This is a genomic window from [Anoxybacillus] calidus (assembly GCF_013760845.1).
GTDB classification, from domain to species: domain Bacteria; phylum Bacillota; class Bacilli; order Bacillales; family Anoxybacillaceae; genus Paranoxybacillus; species Paranoxybacillus calidus.
The window spans coordinates 15,004-32,986 of record NZ_JACDUU010000003.1 but is presented as its reverse complement, the minus strand read 5'-3'; the positions used below and the strand labels follow the sequence as shown (position 1 = coordinate 32,986).

Here is a 17,983-nt window from a genome sequence, read left to right as displayed (position 1 = left end):
AGGTCCCAAAATTAAACTTCTACGCCCATTTGCTTCGCTCTTTCAACGACTTCTTCAATGCGCCCTACTAAGCGGAAAGCATCTTCAGGAAGATGGTCGTATTTACCTTCAAGAATTTCTTTGAAGCCGCGAACTGTTTCTTTAATAGGCACGTAAGAACCAGGTTGACCTGTAAATTGCTCTGCAACGTGGAAGTTTTGTGATAAGAAGAATTGAATACGACGAGCGCGATGTACGACAAGTTTGTCTTCATCAGAAAGCTCATCCATACCAAGAATCGCAATGATATCTTGCAATTCTTTATAACGTTGTAAAGTTTGTTGTACTTTACGTGCCACTTGGTAATGCTCTTCTCCAACGATTTCCGGTGAAAGCGCACGAGAAGTAGATGCAAGTGGGTCTACCGCAGGGTAAATACCCATTTCTGCTAATTTACGCTCTAAGTTTGTTGTCGCATCTAAGTGCGCGAACGTTGTTGCCGGAGCTGGGTCAGTATAGTCGTCCGCTGGTACGTAAATCGCTTGGATCGATGTTACCGAACCTACAGCTGTTGATGTGATACGTTCTTGTAATTGACCCATTTCTGTCGCAAGTGTTGGCTGGTAACCTACCGCAGACGGCATACGTCCTAATAACGCAGATACCTCAGAACCTGCTTGCGTGAAGCGGAAAATGTTGTCAATGAAGAACAATACGTCTTGGCCTTGCTCATCACGGAAATATTCTGCCATTGTCAAACCTGTTAACGCAACGCGCATACGTGCTCCAGGCGGCTCGTTCATTTGTCCGAATACCATCGCTGTTTTGTTAATTACGCCGGAATCTTTCATTTCATGGTAAAGGTCGTTACCTTCACGAGTACGTTCACCTACACCCGCGAATACAGAGATACCGCCGTGCTCTTGAGCGATGTTGTTAATAAGCTCTTGGATAAGAACGGTTTTACCTACACCCGCACCACCGAATAGACCGATTTTTCCACCTTTAATGTATGGAGCAAGAAGGTCTACTACTTTAATACCTGTTTCAAGAATTTCAACTTGTGTTGAAAGTTCCTCGAACTTAGGCGCTTGCTTATGGATAGAATCGCGACGTGCGTCAGCTGGGATTTCCTCGCCTAAATCGATTGGTTCACCTAATACGTTAAATACACGACCAAGTGTTACTTCACCTACTGGAACGGAAATTGGCGCACCTGTATCGATCACTTCCATGCCACGAATCAATCCGTCCGTAGATGCCATCGCAATTGTACGAACTGTATCATCACCAAGGTGAAGGGCAACTTCTAATGTTAAGTCAACATCGACTTCGTTTTCGTTGCGCGCTTTATGTTGGATTTTAAGGGCGTTGTAAATCGCAGGAAGATGTCCGTTTTCGAACTTAACGTCTACAACTGGACCCATAACTTGAAGAACGCGTCCTTTTGCCATCGTTTTCCCTCCTAACTTGCTAGTCAAAACAAATTATGCAGCTATCACTATTGCAACGCATTCGCTCCTGCAACGATTTCCGTAATTTCTTGTGTAATGGCTGCTTGCCGAGCGCGGTTGTATGAAAGCGTAAGCGTGCGAATGAGCTCTTTTGCGTTGTCTGTTGCGTTTTTCATCGCTGTCATACGCGCTGCATGTTCACTTGCCTTTGCATCTAATAACGCACCGTAAATTAAACTTTCCGCATATTGCGGTAAGAGCACTTCTAAAATTTCCTCTTGTGAAGGCTCAAATTCATAAGAAGTTAATTTTTTGTTTGCCGCCAAATCCGTTAACGGCAACAGTTTTTTCTCCGTTACATCTTGTTGAATCGCGCTTACATAATGGTTGTAATACATATACAACTCGTCAAACGTGCCATCGGCAAACATGTTCACTGTTTGGCTGGCGATTCGCTTAATATCCGCGAATGACGGCTGATCAGGCAGTCCTGTAATATTTAATACCACTGGAATATTGCGCTTCGTGAAAAAGCTTAATCCGACACGACCAATCGCAATGACTGCATATTCATCCGTTGATTTATGCCGTTTTTGAATGGTCTGGTAAACCGTGCGGAGAACGTTGCTGTTATATGCACCAGCTAAGCCACGATCCGATGTGATAACTAAATAGCCTGTCTTTTTCACCGGGCGTTTCACTAACATTGGATGGTTTGCGTTAGAGCTTCCAAGCGCGACGCTCGCAACAACATCTTGAATTTTTTCCATATAAGGAACGAATGATTTCGCATTGTTTTCAGCGCGGTTTAACTTAGAAGCAGAAACCATTTCCATCGCTTTCGTGATTTGGCTCGTTTTCTTTGTTGCGTTAATTCTCGTTTTTATATCGCGTAATGATGCCAAAGGTTTTCACCACCTTTTTGCGCTGAATCTATTTTCACGTAAAGGAGAAGCGGAACAGAAGAAGTGTCCCCTTCTGTTCCTATGCTATTTTACTCAGAAACAACAAACGTTTTCTTGAACTCTTTAATCGCGTTGTTAAAGTCTTCTTCGTTTGGAAGATCTTTTGTTGTACGAATATGGTCAAGCAATTCTTTACGATTGTGATCTAACCATTGATAAAATTCTTTTTCGAAACGACGGATATCTTCAACTGGAATATCGTCTAAGAATCCACGTGTTAACGCATAAAGAATCGCAACTTGTTTTTCAACTGGAAGCGGCTCATGTAATCCTTGTTTTAATACCTCTACTGTACGAGCACCACGAGCAAGTTTCGCTTGTGTTGCTTTATCAAGGTCCGAACCGAATTGAGCGAACGCCTCAAGTTCACGGTAAGCAGCTAAGTCAAGACGAAGCATACCTGCTACTTTTTTCATCGCTTTGATTTGTGCTGCACCACCAACGCGTGATACAGAAAGACCTGCGTTAATAGCTGGACGTACGCCAGAGAAGAATAAGTCAGATTGTAAGAAAATTTGTCCGTCCGTAATTGAGATGACGTTCGTTGGAATGTAAGCAGAGATGTCACCTGCTTGTGTTTCAACGAATGGTAACGCCGTTAATGAACCTGCACCTTTTGCGTCGCTTAATTTTGCAGCGCGCTCTAAAAGACGAGAGTGCAAGTAGAAAACGTCACCTGGATATGCTTCACGGCCTGGTGGACGACGTAATAATAGAGAAAGCTCACGGTAAGCAGCTGCTTGCTTAGATAAATCATCGTATACAACAAGCACGTGCTGCCCTTTATACATGAAGTATTCACCCATTGTTACCCCAGCATATGGAGCTAAGAATAGCAATGGAGCTGGTTGTGATGCAGAAGCCGTTACAACGATTGTGTAGTCTAATGCACCGTGTTTGCGTAATGTTTCTACTACGTTACGAACCGTTGATTCTTTTTGTCCGATTGCCACGTAGATACAAATCATGTTTTGATCTTTTTGGTTAATAATCGTGTCAATCGCAACAGATGTTTTACCAGTTTGACGGTCTCCGATAATTAACTCACGCTGACCGCGACCGATTGGCACAAGCGCGTCAATTGCTTTAATACCTGTTTGTAATGGCTCATGTACAGATTTACGATCCATTACACCAGGAGCTGGGCTTTCGATTGGACGAGTTTCTGTTGTTTCGATTGGACCTAAACCGTCAACAGGTTGTCCTAATGGGTTCACAACGCGACCAATCAATGCTTCGCCTACAGGAACTTCCATGATACGGCCAGTACGACGAACTTCGTCGCCTTCTTTAATATCTGTGTATGGTCCTAAAATAACGATACCAACGTTGTTTTCTTCAAGGTTCAGTGCCATACCCATGACACCATTTGAAAACTCAACAAGCTCCCCAGACATAACATTGTCGAGGCCATGAGCACGAGCGATACCGTCACCAATTTGGATAACTGTACCTACATCGCTCATTTGGATTTCAGACTGATAGTTTTCAATTTGCTTTTTTATCAGCGCGCTAATTTCTTCAGCTTTGATGCTCATGCATTTCACCCCTATCTACAAATCTTTAGCCAATTAATTGACGCTCTAGTCTTTCTAATTTTCCGCTGACGCTGCCGTCATAAATGCGATGACCGATGCGAAGCTTCACACCACCGATTAAACTTGGATCAATAACGTTGTTAATGCGGAGCGTTGCTTTGCCGATTTTCTTCGCAAAAGTTTCAGAGAGCGCTTGCTTTTCATCTTCTGTTAACGGGCGAACAGAATAAACAGTCGCTTCGGCAACACCGCGTTCTTCGTTTGCAAGAGCAATAAATTCGTTTGTAAGCTCTGGAACGATTTCAATGCGATGACGGTCAAGCAAAATCATCAATGTATTGAATAGAGGCGTTGATAAAGACGAGAATATTTCTTGTAACAACGCTTTCTTCTTTTGCACCGCTAACTTAGGGTGTTTTAACACATCTACAAATTGTTTGTTTTCTGCAAATACTTGCTGTACGATACGAATTTCTTCTTCCAACTGATCAAGGAGCTGTTGTTCTTTCGCAATTTGAAAAAGAGCCAAGGCATATCGTTTTGCTACGACTTCTTTGTTCATCGCCCTTCTCCTACCTCTTGAATGTACTCCTGGATCAGCTTCGCTTGATCTTGCTCAGTTAACTCTTTTTCAATTACTTTAGAGGCAATTAACACAGATAAAGATGCGACTTGCTGACGCAATGCAGCAACAGCTTGCTCTTTCTCCTGCTCGATTTCTTTTTTCGCAGCCTCTTTTAAGCGCTCTGCTTCTGCACGAGCTGCCGCGATGATTTGTTCTTTTTGCTCTTCACCAAGTTTACGTGCGTTTTCAATTAATTCTTGTGCTTCTTGACGAGATTTTTTCATTAATTCGCGTTGCTCTTCTGCAAGCTTTTTCGCTTCTTGATGATGCTTTTCTGCCTGCTCAATTTCGTTAGCGATATGCTCTTCGCGTTGTTTCATGACGCCCATCAATGGACCAAACGCATATTTACGGAGCAATGCTAACAACACTAAAAACGTGATTAACTGGAAAAGAATATCGCCGCCGTTGAATCCGCTATGTGCAGCTCCAGCGCCTAATACAAACATGTTTAACACCGCTCGTTTCACTCCCTTCAAGAGTCGCCTTCACTTCAAGTTAGTTGCTGATGTGAACTGAACCTCTGCACGACTATAGTCGGAAGGTTCTAGTGTGCGCAAGAGTTTTTTCTGTATTTTCTACAGACTCTCACTCTTGTTCCACTAAACTTTCATGAGCAAGGACTCCCTCGAATCCATTCGCTCTGTCGGCTTGGTTTCAAAACCGTTTGACCATTTCAATCTGCTCACTCAGTCACAGACTTTCGTGGTTTGTTACTACTTGTAATGGTGTTGATTCCATATGAACATAAAGGAATGGCGAAGGTTCTCATGGAATGATCTTCGCCATTGTTGAACGATTTTTGTTCATCATCGTATGAAATTTTCAGGTCATCCTGCCCAAGCGCTCAGCTTGACCATGCAGACAGCATGTTGCTGCGCAATAAGCAAAGCGCGGCGCTTCGGCTTGTCTTATCGACCTAAAACCATGAATGCGATAACTACCGCGATGATTGGAATCGCCTCTACTAATGCAACCCCGATGAACATTGTTGTTTGAAGCATACCGCGAGCTTCTGGCTGACGAGCGATACCTTCAACTGTACGAGATACGATTAAACCGTTACCAATACCTGCACCAAGTGCAGCTAAACCGATAGCAATTGCAGCTGCTAATAAACCCATGTTAAAAGTCCTCCTTTAAAATATTTATTAAAATTTATTGAATTGGTTTTATAAATTAATGGTCATGACTCACTTTGTGTGCCATATAAACCATTGTTAACATTGTGAAAATAAATGCTTGAATCGCACCAACGAAAATACTGAAACCTTGCCATGCAATCGTCGGAATGATTGCCGCAATCGTTCCGCCAACACCTGTCGCTAAACCACCTGCAAGCAGGCTCAGCAAAATTTCACCTGCGAAAATGTTACCGTAAAGACGCAGACCAAGCGTTAATGTGTTAGCGAATTCTTCGATAATTTTAAGTGGGAATAAGATCCACATCGGAGTAACGAAACCTTTTGCATAATGACCAAAGCCATGTAGCTTAATGCCATAGTAGTGGGATAGTGCTACAACCATTGTTGCAAGTGTTAGTGTGACAACTGGGTCAGCTGTCGGCGACTTCCACCATAATTCTCCGTCAATCACAACGGAAAACGGAAGACCAAGCATATTGGCTACGAAAATGTACATGATTAATGTTAGCCCAAGCACGTGGAAGCGTCCGCCTGTTTTCCAATCCATGTTGCTTTTGATGATATTTTTCACAAAGTCCATAACCCATTCAAGGAAGTTTTGCATTCCTGTCGGTTTCATCGACAAGTTGCGGGTTGCTAAAACAGCAATGATAAAGACAATAACAGATGTGACAGTAATCATTAAGATATTAGCTAAGTTGAAAGTAAGGCCTAAAAATTCAGCTGTTGGAGCTCCGTGATGCACTAGTACTCACCTCTCTTCCCACCGCTTTTGCGTATTTTTTGGAGAAAATAATCTATTATAATGACAAAATAAGATGTCATTAATCCCAATACCATCGGAATCATGGAGAAATCTTGAGGATAACGCATCACAATCAACACTGCCAATCCTGCCGCAGCCATACGTGAAAATGTACCGAGAGAGCTGACTTTTTTCCCTTCGATAACTGCCTGTCCGAAACGGTTCGTCTTTCTTGCTAATATCCATAGCCCGTAAAAGCTGATGGTCGTGCCAAGAATCAAGCTTAAAAATATCGTTTTATACTGCGTAAAACCCCAGCCTAATGTATAAAGGGATAGCAAATAAAACATATATTTTCGCTGCCTTTGAAACATTTGCTGAAGTTCTTCCATGTAGCTTAGTCTCCTGAAAAATATTGACGAACTGTTCGTAACACGGCATATACACCTGTAGCAAGTCCAAGCAGTAACCCAATAATTAAAAAGAGAGGCTCCGTATCAAACTGTCGATCGATCCATCTGCCGCCGAATATGCCGACTAAAATCGAACCGACCAACTGGGATGCAATTGCGGACATCAAGCCGATTGCTTGAAGAGGATGGCGTTGATTTGGGCGCATAAATCGATAATCCTCACTTAAATCTAATTTCATGAAAAATTAGAGGAATAAAACTTATTTTCTAACGTTATGAAAACCTTATCATTATTATCCCTTGTAAGCATACAATAGGGACCCGGCAATGTCAATGTGTTTACGATGAAAAAAGTAAATAATCTCCTATAATTGTTAATAAATTGTCACAATTTATTAATGAATTTTTCTTTTCTTATTGTTATAATGGTTTTTCCCATAAAAAAACGCTAAGCGCCTTTGACACTTAGCGTTCGCTCTATGCACGAGAGATGATCAACGATGGGGTTATTTTGTACCAAATAGACGGTCGCCCGCATCGCCGAGACCCGGAACAATATAGCCGTGGTCATTTAATTTTTCATCTAATGCTGCGATATAAATATCGACGTCAGGATGAGCTTGTTTGACTGCTTCTACTCCTTCTGGTGCGGCAATTAAACACATAAACTTAATGTTTTTTGCCCCGCGTTTTTTCAAAGAATGAATCGCTTCCACAGCGGAGCCTCCTGTTGCCAGCATCGGATCAACAACGATAAAATCGCGTTCTTCGACATCTGTCGGCAATTTTACATAATACTCAACCGGCTTTAATGTTTCCGGGTCGCGATATAAACCAATGTGTCCTACCTTGGCAGCTGGAATCAGTTTTAAAATTCCGTCTACCATACCAATCCCTGCCCGTAAAATCGGGATAATACCAAGTTTCTTTCCAGCAATGACTTTTGATTTTGCCTTGCTGACCGGCGTTTCGATTTCCACTTCTTCAAGAGGAAGGTCGCGTGTAATTTCAAACGCCATTAACGTTGCTACTTCTTCTACAAGCTCGCGAAATTCCTTTGTTCCCGTTTGTTTGTCGCGAATATATGTAAGTTTATGCTGAATAAGTGGATGATCAAAAACGTATACTTTGCCCATCGTATCTCTCCTTTTTTCAATTTACACTTCATTAAATTCTACCGAAAAAGACAAACTTGTTCAACAATCGTGTCGAAAACAGCAAAAAATTGTAAAAAAAGAGGCTGTCTCAAACAGCCTCTTTAATACTTTAACGCATCGGGGGTCAGACCCCATAAAGAGGGAACTTCTCCGTAAGGGCAGCGACGCGTTTTCTTGCTTCTTCCAGTTTTTCTTCGTTGTCGATGTTTTTCAATGTTAAAGCGATGATGCTAGCGATTTCGTCCATTTCTTCAAGACCAAAACCTCGGCTTGTTACAGCTGCTGTTCCGATGCGAATGCCACTTGTAACAAACGGGCTTTCTGGATCGTATGGAATTGTATTTTTGTTTACAGTGATCCCAACTTCATCAAGCACTTTTTCCGCGACTTTACCTGTTAAATTTAATGAACGTAAATCGATTAATAATAAATGGTTGTCCGTGCCGCCGGAAACAAGTGTAAAGCCTTCTTTCATTAACGATTCTGCTAAACGTTTTGCATTGTTCACAATGTTTTGTGCATATGTTTTAAAGCTATCTTGCAACGCTTCGCCAAGCGCCACTGCTTTTGCCGCAATGACATGCATTAACGGCCCCCCTTGGATACCTGGAAAGATGGCCTTGTCAATTTGCTTTGCAAATTCCTCTTTGCAAAGAATCATGCCGCCGCGCGGTCCACGCAATGTTTTGTGCGTTGTCGTCGTGACAAAATGCGCATAAGGCACAGGGTTAGGATGAAGACCTGCCGCAACAAGACCTGCGATATGCGCCATATCCACCATTAAATAAGCACCAACTTCATCGGCAATTTCGCGGAAACGTTTAAAGTCAATGACGCGAGGATATGCGCTTGCACCAGCTACAATTAATTTTGGTTTATGTAAGCGCGCTTTTTCCAACACATCATCATAATTAATGGTGTGCGTTTCTGGATCTACACCATATTCAACGAAATTATATTGAATACCGCTGAAATTCACCGGGCTTCCATGTGTTAAGTGACCGCCGTGGGACAAATTCATGCCAAGCACTGTATCCCCATGCTCAAGAACAGTAAAATAAACAGCCATGTTCGCTTGAGCGCCAGAATGTGGTTGAACGTTCACATGTTCTGCGCCAAACAATTGCTTCGCCCGTTCACGTGCCAAATCTTCCACGACATCGACATGTTCGCAGCCACCATAATAACGACGGCCAGGATATCCTTCTGCATATTTGTTTGTTAATACAGAACCTTGCGCCTCCATGACTGCACGGCTGACAAAGTTTTCAGAAGCAATTAACTCAATTTTTGTTTGCTGTCTTTTTAATTCATTTTGAATCGCTTGAAAAACTTGCGGATCTTGCTGTGGCAAGTAATTCATCGCCGGCTCCCCCTTTTTATGAAATATTCGAATATTCCCTTCTATTTTAACAGCTTTTTACCGCTTTTTAAAAGAAAAAAGTGAACAAAATTCTTATTAACTGCATGATATATTCGGATTTTCTAATGAATAAACCGCTCTCGCGCCACCAATCAATTTCGGTCTTGTCTTCGCCAAGGTAACATGGGCATGTCCAACTTGTTTCAATGACGTACGAACCGGTACAGCGACATGCTTCAAATGCATACCGATGAGCGTATCACCGATGTCAATACCTGCATCCGCCTTAATAAATTCGACAACAACCGGCTCTTGCAAGTGATGGTACGCATATTCAGCCATCGCGCCTCCCGCTGAACGCACCGGAATGACCGATACAATCTCCAGCTTATTCTCGACGGCTGTTTTCTTTTCTACAACCAAAGCGCGGTTGAGATGCTCACAGCACTGAAAAGCGAGCTGTACCCCTGTTTCTTCTTGTAGCTTTTTCAGTTCATTAAACAGCATTTCCGCCACTTCCGTTGTGCCAGCTGTGCCAATCTTTTGACCGATGACTTCGCTCGTGCTGCAGCCGATGACAACAATTTGCTCAGAAGAGAGGGGAACTTGCTTACGAAACTCTTGCAAAATCGTTTGCCATTGCTGCTTCCATTGTTGTAAATCAGCAGACATTCTTCATTCCCCCTCAACAAAATGATTTATAAATTTTCTTCTTCGTACTTTTTAATTTTATTTAAGCGATTTTCGTGACGACCGCCTTCATATTCCGTTGTGAGCCATACTTTTGCAATTTCTCGGGCTAATCCTGGGCCAATGACGCGCTCTCCCATCGCCAATACATTGCTGTCGTTATGTTCGCGCGTCGCTCTTGCACTGAATACATCATGAACGAGGGCGCAACGAACTCCCTTGACTTTGTTAGCGGCAATACTCATGCCAATACCTGTACCGCAAATTAAAATTCCGCGGTCCACTTCGCCTCTAGCCACTTTTTCCGCTACAGGAATCGCATAATCAGGATAATCTACGGATGTGCCGCATTCACAGCCTAAATCAATATATTCGATGCCCATTTCGTCCATCAGTTTTTTTATTTCTTCACGAATATTGACCCCGCCATGATCGGAAGCAATGGCTACTTTCATTCTTTTTTCCTCCTTCATTGATATCGCTGCACGGGAATGCTCTTTTAGAAAAAGCCGCCCTTCTTTTCATTTTAAATGATAGAAGGCGGCTTTTTCATTAATTTCAGCTTTTATTGTTTATTTTATCCCATCAGCTGCTGCCTCTTTGCTTAGCAAAAAAGGATGTTCTGCCACTGATGATGTTTCATGACAGCCTATTATAATGAAAAACGTTCAATGGTGTGTTTTAATTTTTCAGCCTGCTCTGCCAACTGTTGAGCAAGCTCATTGACATGATTAATCATGGCTGTTTGTTCTTGTGTTGTCGTTGTCACTTCAAGCGCCCCCGCCGATGTTTCTTCAGCGATGGCCGCTACTTCTTGCGACTGAATGGAAGTACGCTCAATATGCTCCATTTGCTGTTCGACAAGTTTGGCAATTTGTTTGACTGCATTAGCAACTTCATGAATCGAATGCGTCATCTCAGTAATGGCACGGTTTGTGTCGCTTCCTTTCGCCGCTTCCTCGTTGGCTAATTTTACTTGCTCATTCATTTGCACAACAACACGGGTAACTTCCTGTTGAATGTTTTGTATCAGCTCTGAAATTCCTTGGACGGCCTTCGCGCTTTCATCCGCCAACTTGCGCACTTCTTCAGCAACAACCGCGAACCCTTTGCCATGCTCCCCGGCACGCGCTGCTTCAATCGAAGCGTTTAAGGCTAATAAATTCGTTTGTCCGGCAATATCCCCGACAAGCGAGATAATATTTTCCACTTCTTTTGCATGCTGCTCCAAACGGTGAACGGACTGTAACGAAGCCTGATTGTTTTTCGCCAAATTTTGAATACCTGTAACAAGTGAATGAATGACTTGTTTGCTTGTATCTAATGTTTCAACCATCTCAACAGACAATTGTTCTGACTGCTGCGCTTTTTGCTGTACTTGATTCGCGATTCGCAATAGATCATCTACTGATTCGGCTGTCGTCTGCATCGAAACGGCTGAATGATCAGCTCCCTTAGAAATTTCTTCAATCGTACGGGCAATGTTTTCTGATTGCTCCACTGCCACACTAGAAGCTTTCGTAATCTCCATAACTTTCTGATTTGTATTCTCAAAGTTTTTTTCAATATTTTTCACTATTGAGCGCAAATTGTGAAGCATTTCATTAAAAGCCAAGCCTAATGAACGAATTTCATCATCAGATTTTGAAACAGGCACATCTTCGTTAATTTGTCCATTAGCTGCCTTCATTGCCACTTGTTCAAGCTCCTTTAATGGTTTCGTAATGAAACCGGCGGCAAAATACGCCAACACCCCCGACCAAAAAACACCTAATAATAGAGTGATAATTGTAAAGAGATGTTCACTGATTAGATGAGATACAAAATCATACAGATAATAGATATAAAATGCACTCGTTGAATAAGTAATCACGGCTAATATCGTTGTAAACGCAACAAGCTTTAAACGTAAGCTAAATCTATATCCCATTTTCTCCTGCATCTTAAATCCCCCTATGTATGCTTGGCTTATCACTAGATAACACCAAGCAGAGCGATAATAACATCCGTTATGATTCGATATCATTAAGCCTCGTCCAAAACAAGACGTGTTCTAACCAATCATCTAATCGTTTTTTCGGCTTATTTTCTATAATTTATTTGCCAACTGTTCAATTAACTGTTCCAACTCCTCCCTTGTTTGACGATACGTCTCTACAGAGCCACCAAAAGGATCAAATATATCCCCGCTTTCCCCCAAGACAAATTCTTTTAAGGTAAATGTTTTATCCTTCGCTTCCGGAAAGCGGCTAATCACATGTTGTTTGTGTCCTTCTGTCATGGTCAAAATATATGTCGCCCACTCTACATGCTCTTTCGTTAACATCGAGGATTGATGGGCCATCTCCACCCCTTTTTCCGCTAATACTGTTTTTGCATGTTCTGAGGCATCGCTACCGTCCATCGCAAAAACCCCTGCTGACTTCACTTCGACACCAGGAAGATTTTTATTTTTTAATAACGCTGCAGCCATTGGGCTTCGGCACGTATTTCCTGTGCACACAAACAAAATATGATTTGCCATCATCAACACTCCTTATATACAGACAAACATCGTTGATCTTGCAAAAGTAGCTCCATACAATGTTATTAATATTATAATGGAATTTTTCTGTTAAATATAGTGGATATGAAAAAAGAGGCTGACCCAAGCAAAGTGTCCCCCTCAAATAAACATTGGAGCCATGAATAATATATGATATGACATGTGCGTGAGGTCAGACACTTTTGTTTGGGTCAGCTCCTAGAAAGAACATAATAATTTAACCCCGAATGCAAAAAGAATGCTTCCTCCCAACACCTCGCTGTACACTCCAAGCCATTGCTGAAATCTGTGACCAAGCAAAAGACCGCCCCATGTAAGAACCATGCTGAACAAACCGAACAGCATAATGGCTAATACTGTCCTTGCGCCATAAATCCCTAAACTAAGACCAACCGAAAAACTATCTAAACTGACGCTTAAGGAAAAAAAAAGCAAGCCGATTCCTAAGGGAGAAATAAACGGCTCATTGTCCTTCCTAAAAGACGAAACAACCATTTGCCCTCCTAAAATTAAAAGCAAAAAACCACCGATGTAAGAAGCGATTGCCCCGAACTGCTGCGATAAAAAGCGACCAAGCCACATACCAAATAAAGGCATAAACATATGAAACATCCCGATCGTCAGCCCTATATAAAAAATTTGCTTTAAACGCAAACGAATTAGTCCCATTCCTAATCCTATCGAAAAGGCGTCCATTCCTAAAGCAAACGCCATCATGCATAATGTAATGAACTCACCGATTAATGTTTCCATGGTTCCCCTCCTCGGACCTGCCTTATTGTCAACATATGCATGTCCGAAGAAGTTTAGAAGACTATTTTTCGCGAATTACCTGATATCCAGCGGCTTTCTTCAATCGATTCATAATTGCCGAGCCAATCCCTTCTACAGGAAAGCTTTCACTATAAATGAGTTCCACATCCGTCTCATCAAAATGTCTCAATACTTGATACAGATGCGCTGCAACGGTATGTAAGTCCTCACGCCGTCCGCACGGGAGAACAACGTCTGCTTGATAAAAATCTTTATTTTCCTCGGTTGTCAATATACCAACTTTCATACCGTTTTTTCGTTGTTCATCAACAAGGTGCTGTAAAAAGGTACGGCTTCCTTCGATGATAATCACGGGAGACTTTGGAGCATAGTGTGTATATTTCATGCCCGGCGATTTCGGAGTTGCTGTTTTGTCTTCAAGAGCTGCATCGATACGTACCTTACCAATCACTTGTTCAATTTCTTCTTTCGTAACACCGCCTGGACGCAAAATAACGGGAATTTCTTCTGTGCAGTCTAACACCGTTGATTCCACTCCAACGCCTGTTTCCCCTCCATCAACAATACCGGCAATACGCCCGTTTAAATCATCATAAACATGCTTGGCTGTTGTTGGGCTTGGACGGCCGGATAAATTTGCGCTTGGTGCAGCAATCGGCAGACGACACTCTTGAATTAATGCTAAAGCAACCGGATGATTCGGCATGCGCACCGCGACAGTCGGAAGCCCTGCCGTTACCTTTTCGGAAATCTTTCCTTTTGTCTTCAGTACAAGCGTTAATGGCCCTGGCCAAAAACGTTCCATTAATTTGTAAGCAAAAGCTGGAATATCTGTCGCGATTTCTTCAAGCTGTTGCAACTGAGCGATATGAACAATCAACGGATTGTCGCTTGGACGACCTTTCGCCATAAAAATTTTCTCCACCGCAGCTGTATCTGTAGCGTTCGCCCCTAATCCATATACCGTTTCTGTCGGGAATGCAACAATTTCATTCGCCCGCAGCAATTCTGCAGCCTGTGAAATTTGTGGATAAAATTGCGATTTATCCTCAATGTTATCCACAACCCAAATTTTTGTCTCCACTTTATCCACCTCAAATGTTACGTAATTGTATAGTAAAAAAATACGATTCTATCAAGATGATGGCAAGATATTACGTAAAAAGTATAAAAGAAGCCTATATATAACACAAGCTTTATCCACAAAATGTGGATAAAGCTTTCGTTTTAGTGGATAACTTTGTGGATATATAGGCGTTTTCGTCATGTTTTCAACAAAACAACAAAAGTTATCCACAAAAAATTCCGAAAACTATGGAATAATACTCTTCAGTAATTCACTGACAAAAAACTTCACTTCGATTTTTTCCGCCTTTTCTTCTACGACGAATTCAGGTTGCTGAATCGGCAAATCGGAAGGTCCTGTCGTTTTTAGAGATTCCATTTCTGTTTGGTTTAATTCCTGATCTTGTTCTCCCGCCTTTAAGTGCTCCATTTCTATTTCTTGCTTTGGCTCCTGACCTTGTTCTCCCGTCTTTAGATGCTCCATTTCTGTTTCTTGCTTTGGCTCCTGACCTTGTTCTCCCGTCTTTAGATGCTCCATTTCTGTTTCTTGCTTTGGCTCCTGACCTTGTTCTCCCGTCTTTAGATGCTCCATTTCTGTTTCTTGTTTTGGTTTCTGACCCTGTTCTCTCACCGCTTCCCCATTTGAAAAATCGAGAAAACATAACGGCGGGAATAGTACACACCACCAGTTGGCTCCTTCACCTTCACCAAGAGTAATTAAAATCGCTTCGTATTGGCCAGCCGGATAAATATAGTTGCCATAAAGTTTCGTCGGAAAGTTTACTTTCCCAAACTCCACTTTATATGTTTGTCTACTGTTTTCTTCTTTTAGCACAGTAGCAACAATCTGCTCAATATCGTCGATATGGCTTTGAATGACCGCTTTTGCCTCAGCAAAAGAAGTTAAATCGGCAACCCATTTGTTAATTTCCTTATTGACTGCATCGCGCACCTTTCGTTTCAATTCCTGGTCCTTTGCTGAATCGCTGTTCGCTAATATTCTTAAGCGAATCGCTTCGTCCGGTATAGCGACTGCCTCATTTCCTCCCGCATTCGTCTGATGGCCATAAATATTCACCAACGCTCCAATCATCAACAACAATATATATAAAATAATCGCCTTTCGCTTCATCATTTATTCGCACCGTCCTTTCACTAACCATTTTGGACAGTGATGATGAATCTTAAACTATTAATTTTAAAAAATTTTCTAGCAATCTAAAAAAATAAAGAGGCTGACCCTCAAACAAAAGTGTCCGCCCCCACAACCACCATCATATAGCCATGAAAACACTATGTATGATGGATTTCGCGGGAGGTCAGACATTTTTGGGTCAGCCCCTTATCTAAGTTCTGCATATACCATACGGTCTTTTCCATTAATATCATAAACTACTTCAACCATCGCCTCACGAAACGTTTCCCTCAGCAACTCAGCAACGGCTTCGGCCTGTCCAACGCCGACTTCAAATGCAATTAAAGCGCGCTCCTTTACAACGAGTGGCAATTCGCTCATAAAACGACGGTAAAAATCAAGACCATCTTTTCCCCCAACAAGTGCTCTAAGAGGCTCATGATTTTTTACAATCGGAGAAAGAAACGCAATATCGCTTTCGGGAATATAAGGCGGATTCGAAACAACAATATCCACTTTGCGGCCTGTTCGAATTAACGGCTGCAACAAGTCTCCACATATAAACTCAACTTCCGCTCCGAGACGATTGGCATTTTCTTTGGCTACTTGTATCGACTCATGGGCAATATCAATTGTGCTGACACGCAGCGCCTTATTCTCAAGCGCGAGTGTAATCGCAATCGCACCGCTTCCGGTTCCAACGTCCACGACATCAATCATTTCATGTTCCGGAAACAGCCTCTTTATCCTTCTCAACACGCCCGCTACTAACTCTTCCGTCTCCGGGCGGGGAATGAGCACGTCTTTATTGACCAAAAAAGAACGCCCGTAAAACTCCTCGTAGCCGGTTAAATATTGTACAGGCACATGTTCGTATACATGCTTTTGCAAATCAGCGATGAACGCTTGTTTTACCTTGTCCTCGATTTCATCACGTAAGCGGGCAAACAGCTGCGCGCGCGTCATGTTTAAATGGTGGCGCAGCAATAACTCAGCAACATTTTCCTCTTTGCCGTTTTCTTTTAAAAAAGAAGAAGCCCAGTTCAGGACTTCATAAATTTTATTGCTCATTGTTTGCCTGCTCCAATTTTTTTGATTGGTCGTCTAAAATAAGCGCATCAATAATTTCATCGAGTTTGCCTTCTAACACTTGGTCAAGCTTCTGAATCGTTAAACCGATGCGATGGTCGGTAACGCGGTTTTGTGGGAAGTTATATGTGCGAATGCGCTCGGAACGGTCTCCTGTTCCAACTGCCTGCTTACGCGTTTGGTCGTATTCCGCACGCGCTTCTTGTTGATATTTATCATAAATGCGGGCACGCAATACTTTCATCGCTTTCTCTTTGTTTTTAATTTGCGATTTTTCATCTTGGCAGGAAACGACGATTCCTGTAGGAATATGTGTCAAGCGAACGGCTGACATCGTCGTGTTCACGCTCTGTCCGCCCGGACCACTCGAAGCAAACGTATCCACGCGAATATCTTTTTCGTTAATTTCAATTTCAATCTCTTCCATTTCCGGCAGGCAGGCAACCGTTGCTGTCGATGTATGAATGCGCCCGCCAGACTCTGTTTCCGGAACGCGCTGCACGCGATGAGCGCCGTTTTCAAACTTCAGCTTAGAGTAAGCCCCTTTACCGTTAATCATAAAAATAATTTCTTTATATCCGCCAAGTCCTGTCGGATGTGCTTCAATCACTTCCGTTTTCCATCCTTGTGATTCAGCATAGCGCGTATACATGCGATATAAGTCGCCGGCAAACAATGCCGCTTCTTCACCGCCAGCCGCACCACGAATCTCCATGATGACGTTTTTATCATCGTTCGGATCTTTTGGTAAAAGAAGAACTTTTAGTTTCTCGACAAGCTCTTCTTCACGGCTTTCAAGCTCATTAATTTCTTCTTTCACCATTTCGCGCATTTCCGCATCAAGTTTCTCTTCCAGCATCGCTTTTGCATCAGCTAACTGCTGGCGAACTGATTTGTATTCTCTATATGTTAGCACCGTTTCCTCTAAATCGGACTGCTCTTTCGAATAATCACGCAGTTTTTTCGGATCGTTGATGACTTCTGGATCCATTAATAGTTGATTTAGCTTTTCATAACGTTCTTCTACAGCTTGAAGACGATCAAACACGTTATTCACCTCTGTTTTTATCCATACAAGTCTAATTTAAAATTATACTATAGGTTTTGTAAAACAGCAAAGTGATTAAAAATTATAGAAAAAAGACATTTAGCAATAGAATATCGTGTTCCTGTTCAAGCGTAAGAGAAAAAGGATTCTCTTGCTTTTTTATGCCGTACCGCTACTTGGAAATGAAATCATTCACGATAAGACGCGCCAATTTTACGAGGGAAATACCAATTATTCGTACAAAATTGACGAA

Annotated in this window: 20 protein-coding genes; all 20 read right to left on the bottom strand. The window is 42.2% G+C overall.

Translation table 11 applies throughout. The features are described 5' to 3' along the window. Positions 1 to 11 precede the first annotated feature (11 nt). Positions 12 to 1,433: a F0F1 ATP synthase subunit beta gene (atpD, locus tag HNQ85_RS07040; RefSeq protein WP_181537050.1), complete on the bottom strand. Its 1,422-nt coding sequence runs from the start codon at positions 1,431 to 1,433 to the stop codon at positions 12 to 14. Between the two features lie 47 nt (positions 1,434 to 1,480). Further along, complete coding sequence (locus tag HNQ85_RS07035) at positions 1,481 to 2,338, bottom strand: F0F1 ATP synthase subunit gamma (protein WP_181537049.1); 858 nt, start codon at positions 2,336 to 2,338, stop codon at positions 1,481 to 1,483. An 89-nt stretch (positions 2,339 to 2,427) separates the two neighbouring features. After that, the gene (atpA, locus tag HNQ85_RS07030; protein WP_181537048.1) at positions 2,428 to 3,936 is read right to left on the bottom strand and encodes a F0F1 ATP synthase subunit alpha; all 1,509 of its coding nucleotides are present in this window, start codon (positions 3,934 to 3,936) and stop codon (positions 2,428 to 2,430) included. 25 nt (positions 3,937 to 3,961) lie between these two features. Next, positions 3,962 to 4,498, bottom strand: coding sequence for a F0F1 ATP synthase subunit delta (locus tag HNQ85_RS07025; RefSeq protein ID WP_181537047.1), 537 nt, complete (start codon positions 4,496 to 4,498; stop codon positions 3,962 to 3,964). After that, positions 4,495 to 5,010: a F0F1 ATP synthase subunit B gene (atpF, locus tag HNQ85_RS07020; protein ID WP_181537389.1), complete on the bottom strand. Its 516-nt coding sequence runs from the start codon at positions 5,008 to 5,010 to the stop codon at positions 4,495 to 4,497. Before atpF ends, HNQ85_RS07025 begins: the two co-directional genes overlap by 4 nt. A 462-nt stretch (positions 5,011 to 5,472) precedes the next feature. Further along, positions 5,473 to 5,685 carry a F0F1 ATP synthase subunit C gene (atpE, locus tag HNQ85_RS07015; protein ID WP_071460981.1) on the bottom strand — a complete coding sequence of 71 codons (213 nt, stop codon included), beginning with the start codon at positions 5,683 to 5,685 and terminating at the stop codon, positions 5,473 to 5,475. Positions 5,686 to 5,740: 55 nt separating this feature from the next. After that, the gene (gene atpB / locus HNQ85_RS07010) at positions 5,741 to 6,451 is read right to left on the bottom strand and encodes a F0F1 ATP synthase subunit A (RefSeq protein ID WP_181537046.1); all 711 of its coding nucleotides are present in this window, start codon (positions 6,449 to 6,451) and stop codon (positions 5,741 to 5,743) included. Then, on the bottom strand, positions 6,451 to 6,843 hold the full coding sequence (locus tag HNQ85_RS07005) for an ATP synthase subunit I (protein WP_181537045.1): 393 nt from the start codon (positions 6,841 to 6,843) through the stop codon (positions 6,451 to 6,453). The genes atpB and HNQ85_RS07005 overlap by 1 nt, the downstream gene beginning before the upstream one ends. Before the next feature lie 5 nt (positions 6,844 to 6,848). Beyond that, the gene (locus HNQ85_RS07000; protein ID WP_181537044.1) at positions 6,849 to 7,070 is read right to left on the bottom strand and encodes an AtpZ/AtpI family protein; all 222 of its coding nucleotides are present in this window, start codon (positions 7,068 to 7,070) and stop codon (positions 6,849 to 6,851) included. A gap of 300 nt (positions 7,071 to 7,370) precedes the next feature. Next, entirely contained in the window at positions 7,371 to 8,000 is a 630-nt protein-coding gene (upp, locus tag HNQ85_RS06995) for a uracil phosphoribosyltransferase (RefSeq protein WP_181537043.1), read from the bottom strand. Between the two features lie 145 nt (positions 8,001 to 8,145). Beyond that, the gene (gene glyA / locus HNQ85_RS06990) at positions 8,146 to 9,384 is read right to left on the bottom strand and encodes a serine hydroxymethyltransferase (RefSeq protein ID WP_181537042.1); all 1,239 of its coding nucleotides are present in this window, start codon (positions 9,382 to 9,384) and stop codon (positions 8,146 to 8,148) included. 96 nt (positions 9,385 to 9,480) lie between these two features. Then, positions 9,481 to 10,056 carry a TIGR01440 family protein gene (locus tag HNQ85_RS06985; protein ID WP_181537041.1) on the bottom strand — a complete coding sequence of 192 codons (576 nt, stop codon included), beginning with the start codon at positions 10,054 to 10,056 and terminating at the stop codon, positions 9,481 to 9,483. A 26-nt stretch (positions 10,057 to 10,082) separates the two neighbouring features. Beyond that, entirely contained in the window at positions 10,083 to 10,529 is a 447-nt protein-coding gene (rpiB, locus tag HNQ85_RS06980; protein ID WP_181537040.1) for a ribose 5-phosphate isomerase B, read from the bottom strand. Between the two features lie 197 nt (positions 10,530 to 10,726). Beyond that, positions 10,727 to 12,016 (bottom strand): methyl-accepting chemotaxis protein, encoded by a 1,290-nt coding sequence (locus HNQ85_RS06975; RefSeq protein ID WP_246326811.1) that lies wholly within the window; start codon positions 12,014 to 12,016, stop codon positions 10,727 to 10,729. A gap of 147 nt (positions 12,017 to 12,163) precedes the next feature. Next, complete coding sequence (locus HNQ85_RS06970; RefSeq protein WP_181537039.1) at positions 12,164 to 12,598, bottom strand: low molecular weight protein arginine phosphatase; 435 nt, start codon at positions 12,596 to 12,598, stop codon at positions 12,164 to 12,166. Between the two features lie 219 nt (positions 12,599 to 12,817). Beyond that, the gene (locus HNQ85_RS06965; protein WP_181537038.1) at positions 12,818 to 13,372 is read right to left on the bottom strand and encodes a manganese efflux pump MntP; all 555 of its coding nucleotides are present in this window, start codon (positions 13,370 to 13,372) and stop codon (positions 12,818 to 12,820) included. A gap of 61 nt (positions 13,373 to 13,433) precedes the next feature. Continuing rightward, positions 13,434 to 14,477: an L-threonylcarbamoyladenylate synthase gene (locus HNQ85_RS06960; protein ID WP_181537037.1), complete on the bottom strand. Its 1,044-nt coding sequence runs from the start codon at positions 14,475 to 14,477 to the stop codon at positions 13,434 to 13,436. Positions 14,478 to 14,705: 228 nt separating this feature from the next. After that, positions 14,706 to 15,593 carry a stage II sporulation protein R gene (gene spoIIR, locus HNQ85_RS06955; RefSeq protein ID WP_246326810.1) on the bottom strand — a complete coding sequence of 296 codons (888 nt, stop codon included), beginning with the start codon at positions 15,591 to 15,593 and terminating at the stop codon, positions 14,706 to 14,708. Positions 15,594 to 15,800: 207 nt separating this feature from the next. Next, positions 15,801 to 16,664: a peptide chain release factor N(5)-glutamine methyltransferase gene (gene prmC / locus HNQ85_RS06950; protein WP_181537036.1), complete on the bottom strand. Its 864-nt coding sequence runs from the start codon at positions 16,662 to 16,664 to the stop codon at positions 15,801 to 15,803. Beyond that, a complete protein-coding gene (gene prfA / locus HNQ85_RS06945; RefSeq protein ID WP_181537035.1) occupies positions 16,654 to 17,730 on the bottom strand; it encodes a peptide chain release factor 1 in 1,077 nt (358 codons plus the stop codon). The genes prmC and prfA overlap by 11 nt, the downstream gene beginning before the upstream one ends. Positions 17,731 to 17,983 lie beyond the last annotated feature (253 nt).

What these genes read in the sequence shown, in the direction of transcription:
- HNQ85_RS07005 (WP_181537045.1), bottom strand. Translation starts at nt 6,843, where the DNA reads ATGGAAGAACTTCAGCAAATGTTTCAAAGGCAGCGAAAATATATGTTT.
- HNQ85_RS06985 (WP_181537041.1), bottom strand. Translation starts at nt 10,056, where the DNA reads ATGTCTGCTGATTTACAACAATGGAAGCAGCAATGGCAAACGATTTTG.
- HNQ85_RS06965 (WP_181537038.1), bottom strand. Translation starts at nt 13,372, where the DNA reads ATGGAAACATTAATCGGTGAGTTCATTACATTATGCATGATGGCGTTT.
- atpE (WP_071460981.1), bottom strand. Translation starts at nt 5,685, where the DNA reads ATGGGTTTATTAGCAGCTGCAATTGCTATCGGTTTAGCTGCACTTGGT.
- HNQ85_RS07000 (WP_181537044.1), bottom strand. Translation starts at nt 7,070, where the DNA reads ATGCGCCCAAATCAACGCCATCCTCTTCAAGCAATCGGCTTGATGTCC.
- upp (WP_181537043.1), bottom strand. Translation starts at nt 8,000, where the DNA reads ATGGGCAAAGTATACGTTTTTGATCATCCACTTATTCAGCATAAACTT.
- rpiB (WP_181537040.1), bottom strand. Translation starts at nt 10,529, where the DNA reads ATGAAAGTAGCCATTGCTTCCGATCATGGCGGGGTCAATATTCGTGAA.
- atpF (WP_181537389.1), bottom strand. Translation starts at nt 5,010, where the DNA reads ATGTTTGTATTAGGCGCTGGAGCTGCACATAGCGGATTCAACGGCGGC.
- HNQ85_RS06975 (WP_246326811.1), bottom strand. Translation starts at nt 12,016, where the DNA reads ATGCAGGAGAAAATGGGATATAGATTTAGCTTACGTTTAAAGCTTGTT.
- spoIIR (WP_246326810.1), bottom strand. Translation starts at nt 15,593, where the DNA reads ATGATGAAGCGAAAGGCGATTATTTTATATATATTGTTGTTGATGATT.
- atpD (WP_181537050.1), bottom strand. Translation starts at nt 1,433, where the DNA reads ATGGCAAAAGGACGCGTTCTTCAAGTTATGGGTCCAGTTGTAGACGTT.
- glyA (WP_181537042.1), bottom strand. Translation starts at nt 9,384, where the DNA reads ATGAATTACTTGCCACAGCAAGATCCGCAAGTTTTTCAAGCGATTCAA.
- HNQ85_RS07025 (WP_181537047.1), bottom strand. Translation starts at nt 4,498, where the DNA reads ATGAACAAAGAAGTCGTAGCAAAACGATATGCCTTGGCTCTTTTTCAA.
- HNQ85_RS06970 (WP_181537039.1), bottom strand. Translation starts at nt 12,598, where the DNA reads ATGGCAAATCATATTTTGTTTGTGTGCACAGGAAATACGTGCCGAAGC.
- prmC (WP_181537036.1), bottom strand. Translation starts at nt 16,664, where the DNA reads ATGAGCAATAAAATTTATGAAGTCCTGAACTGGGCTTCTTCTTTTTTA.
- atpA (WP_181537048.1), bottom strand. Translation starts at nt 3,936, where the DNA reads ATGAGCATCAAAGCTGAAGAAATTAGCGCGCTGATAAAAAAGCAAATT.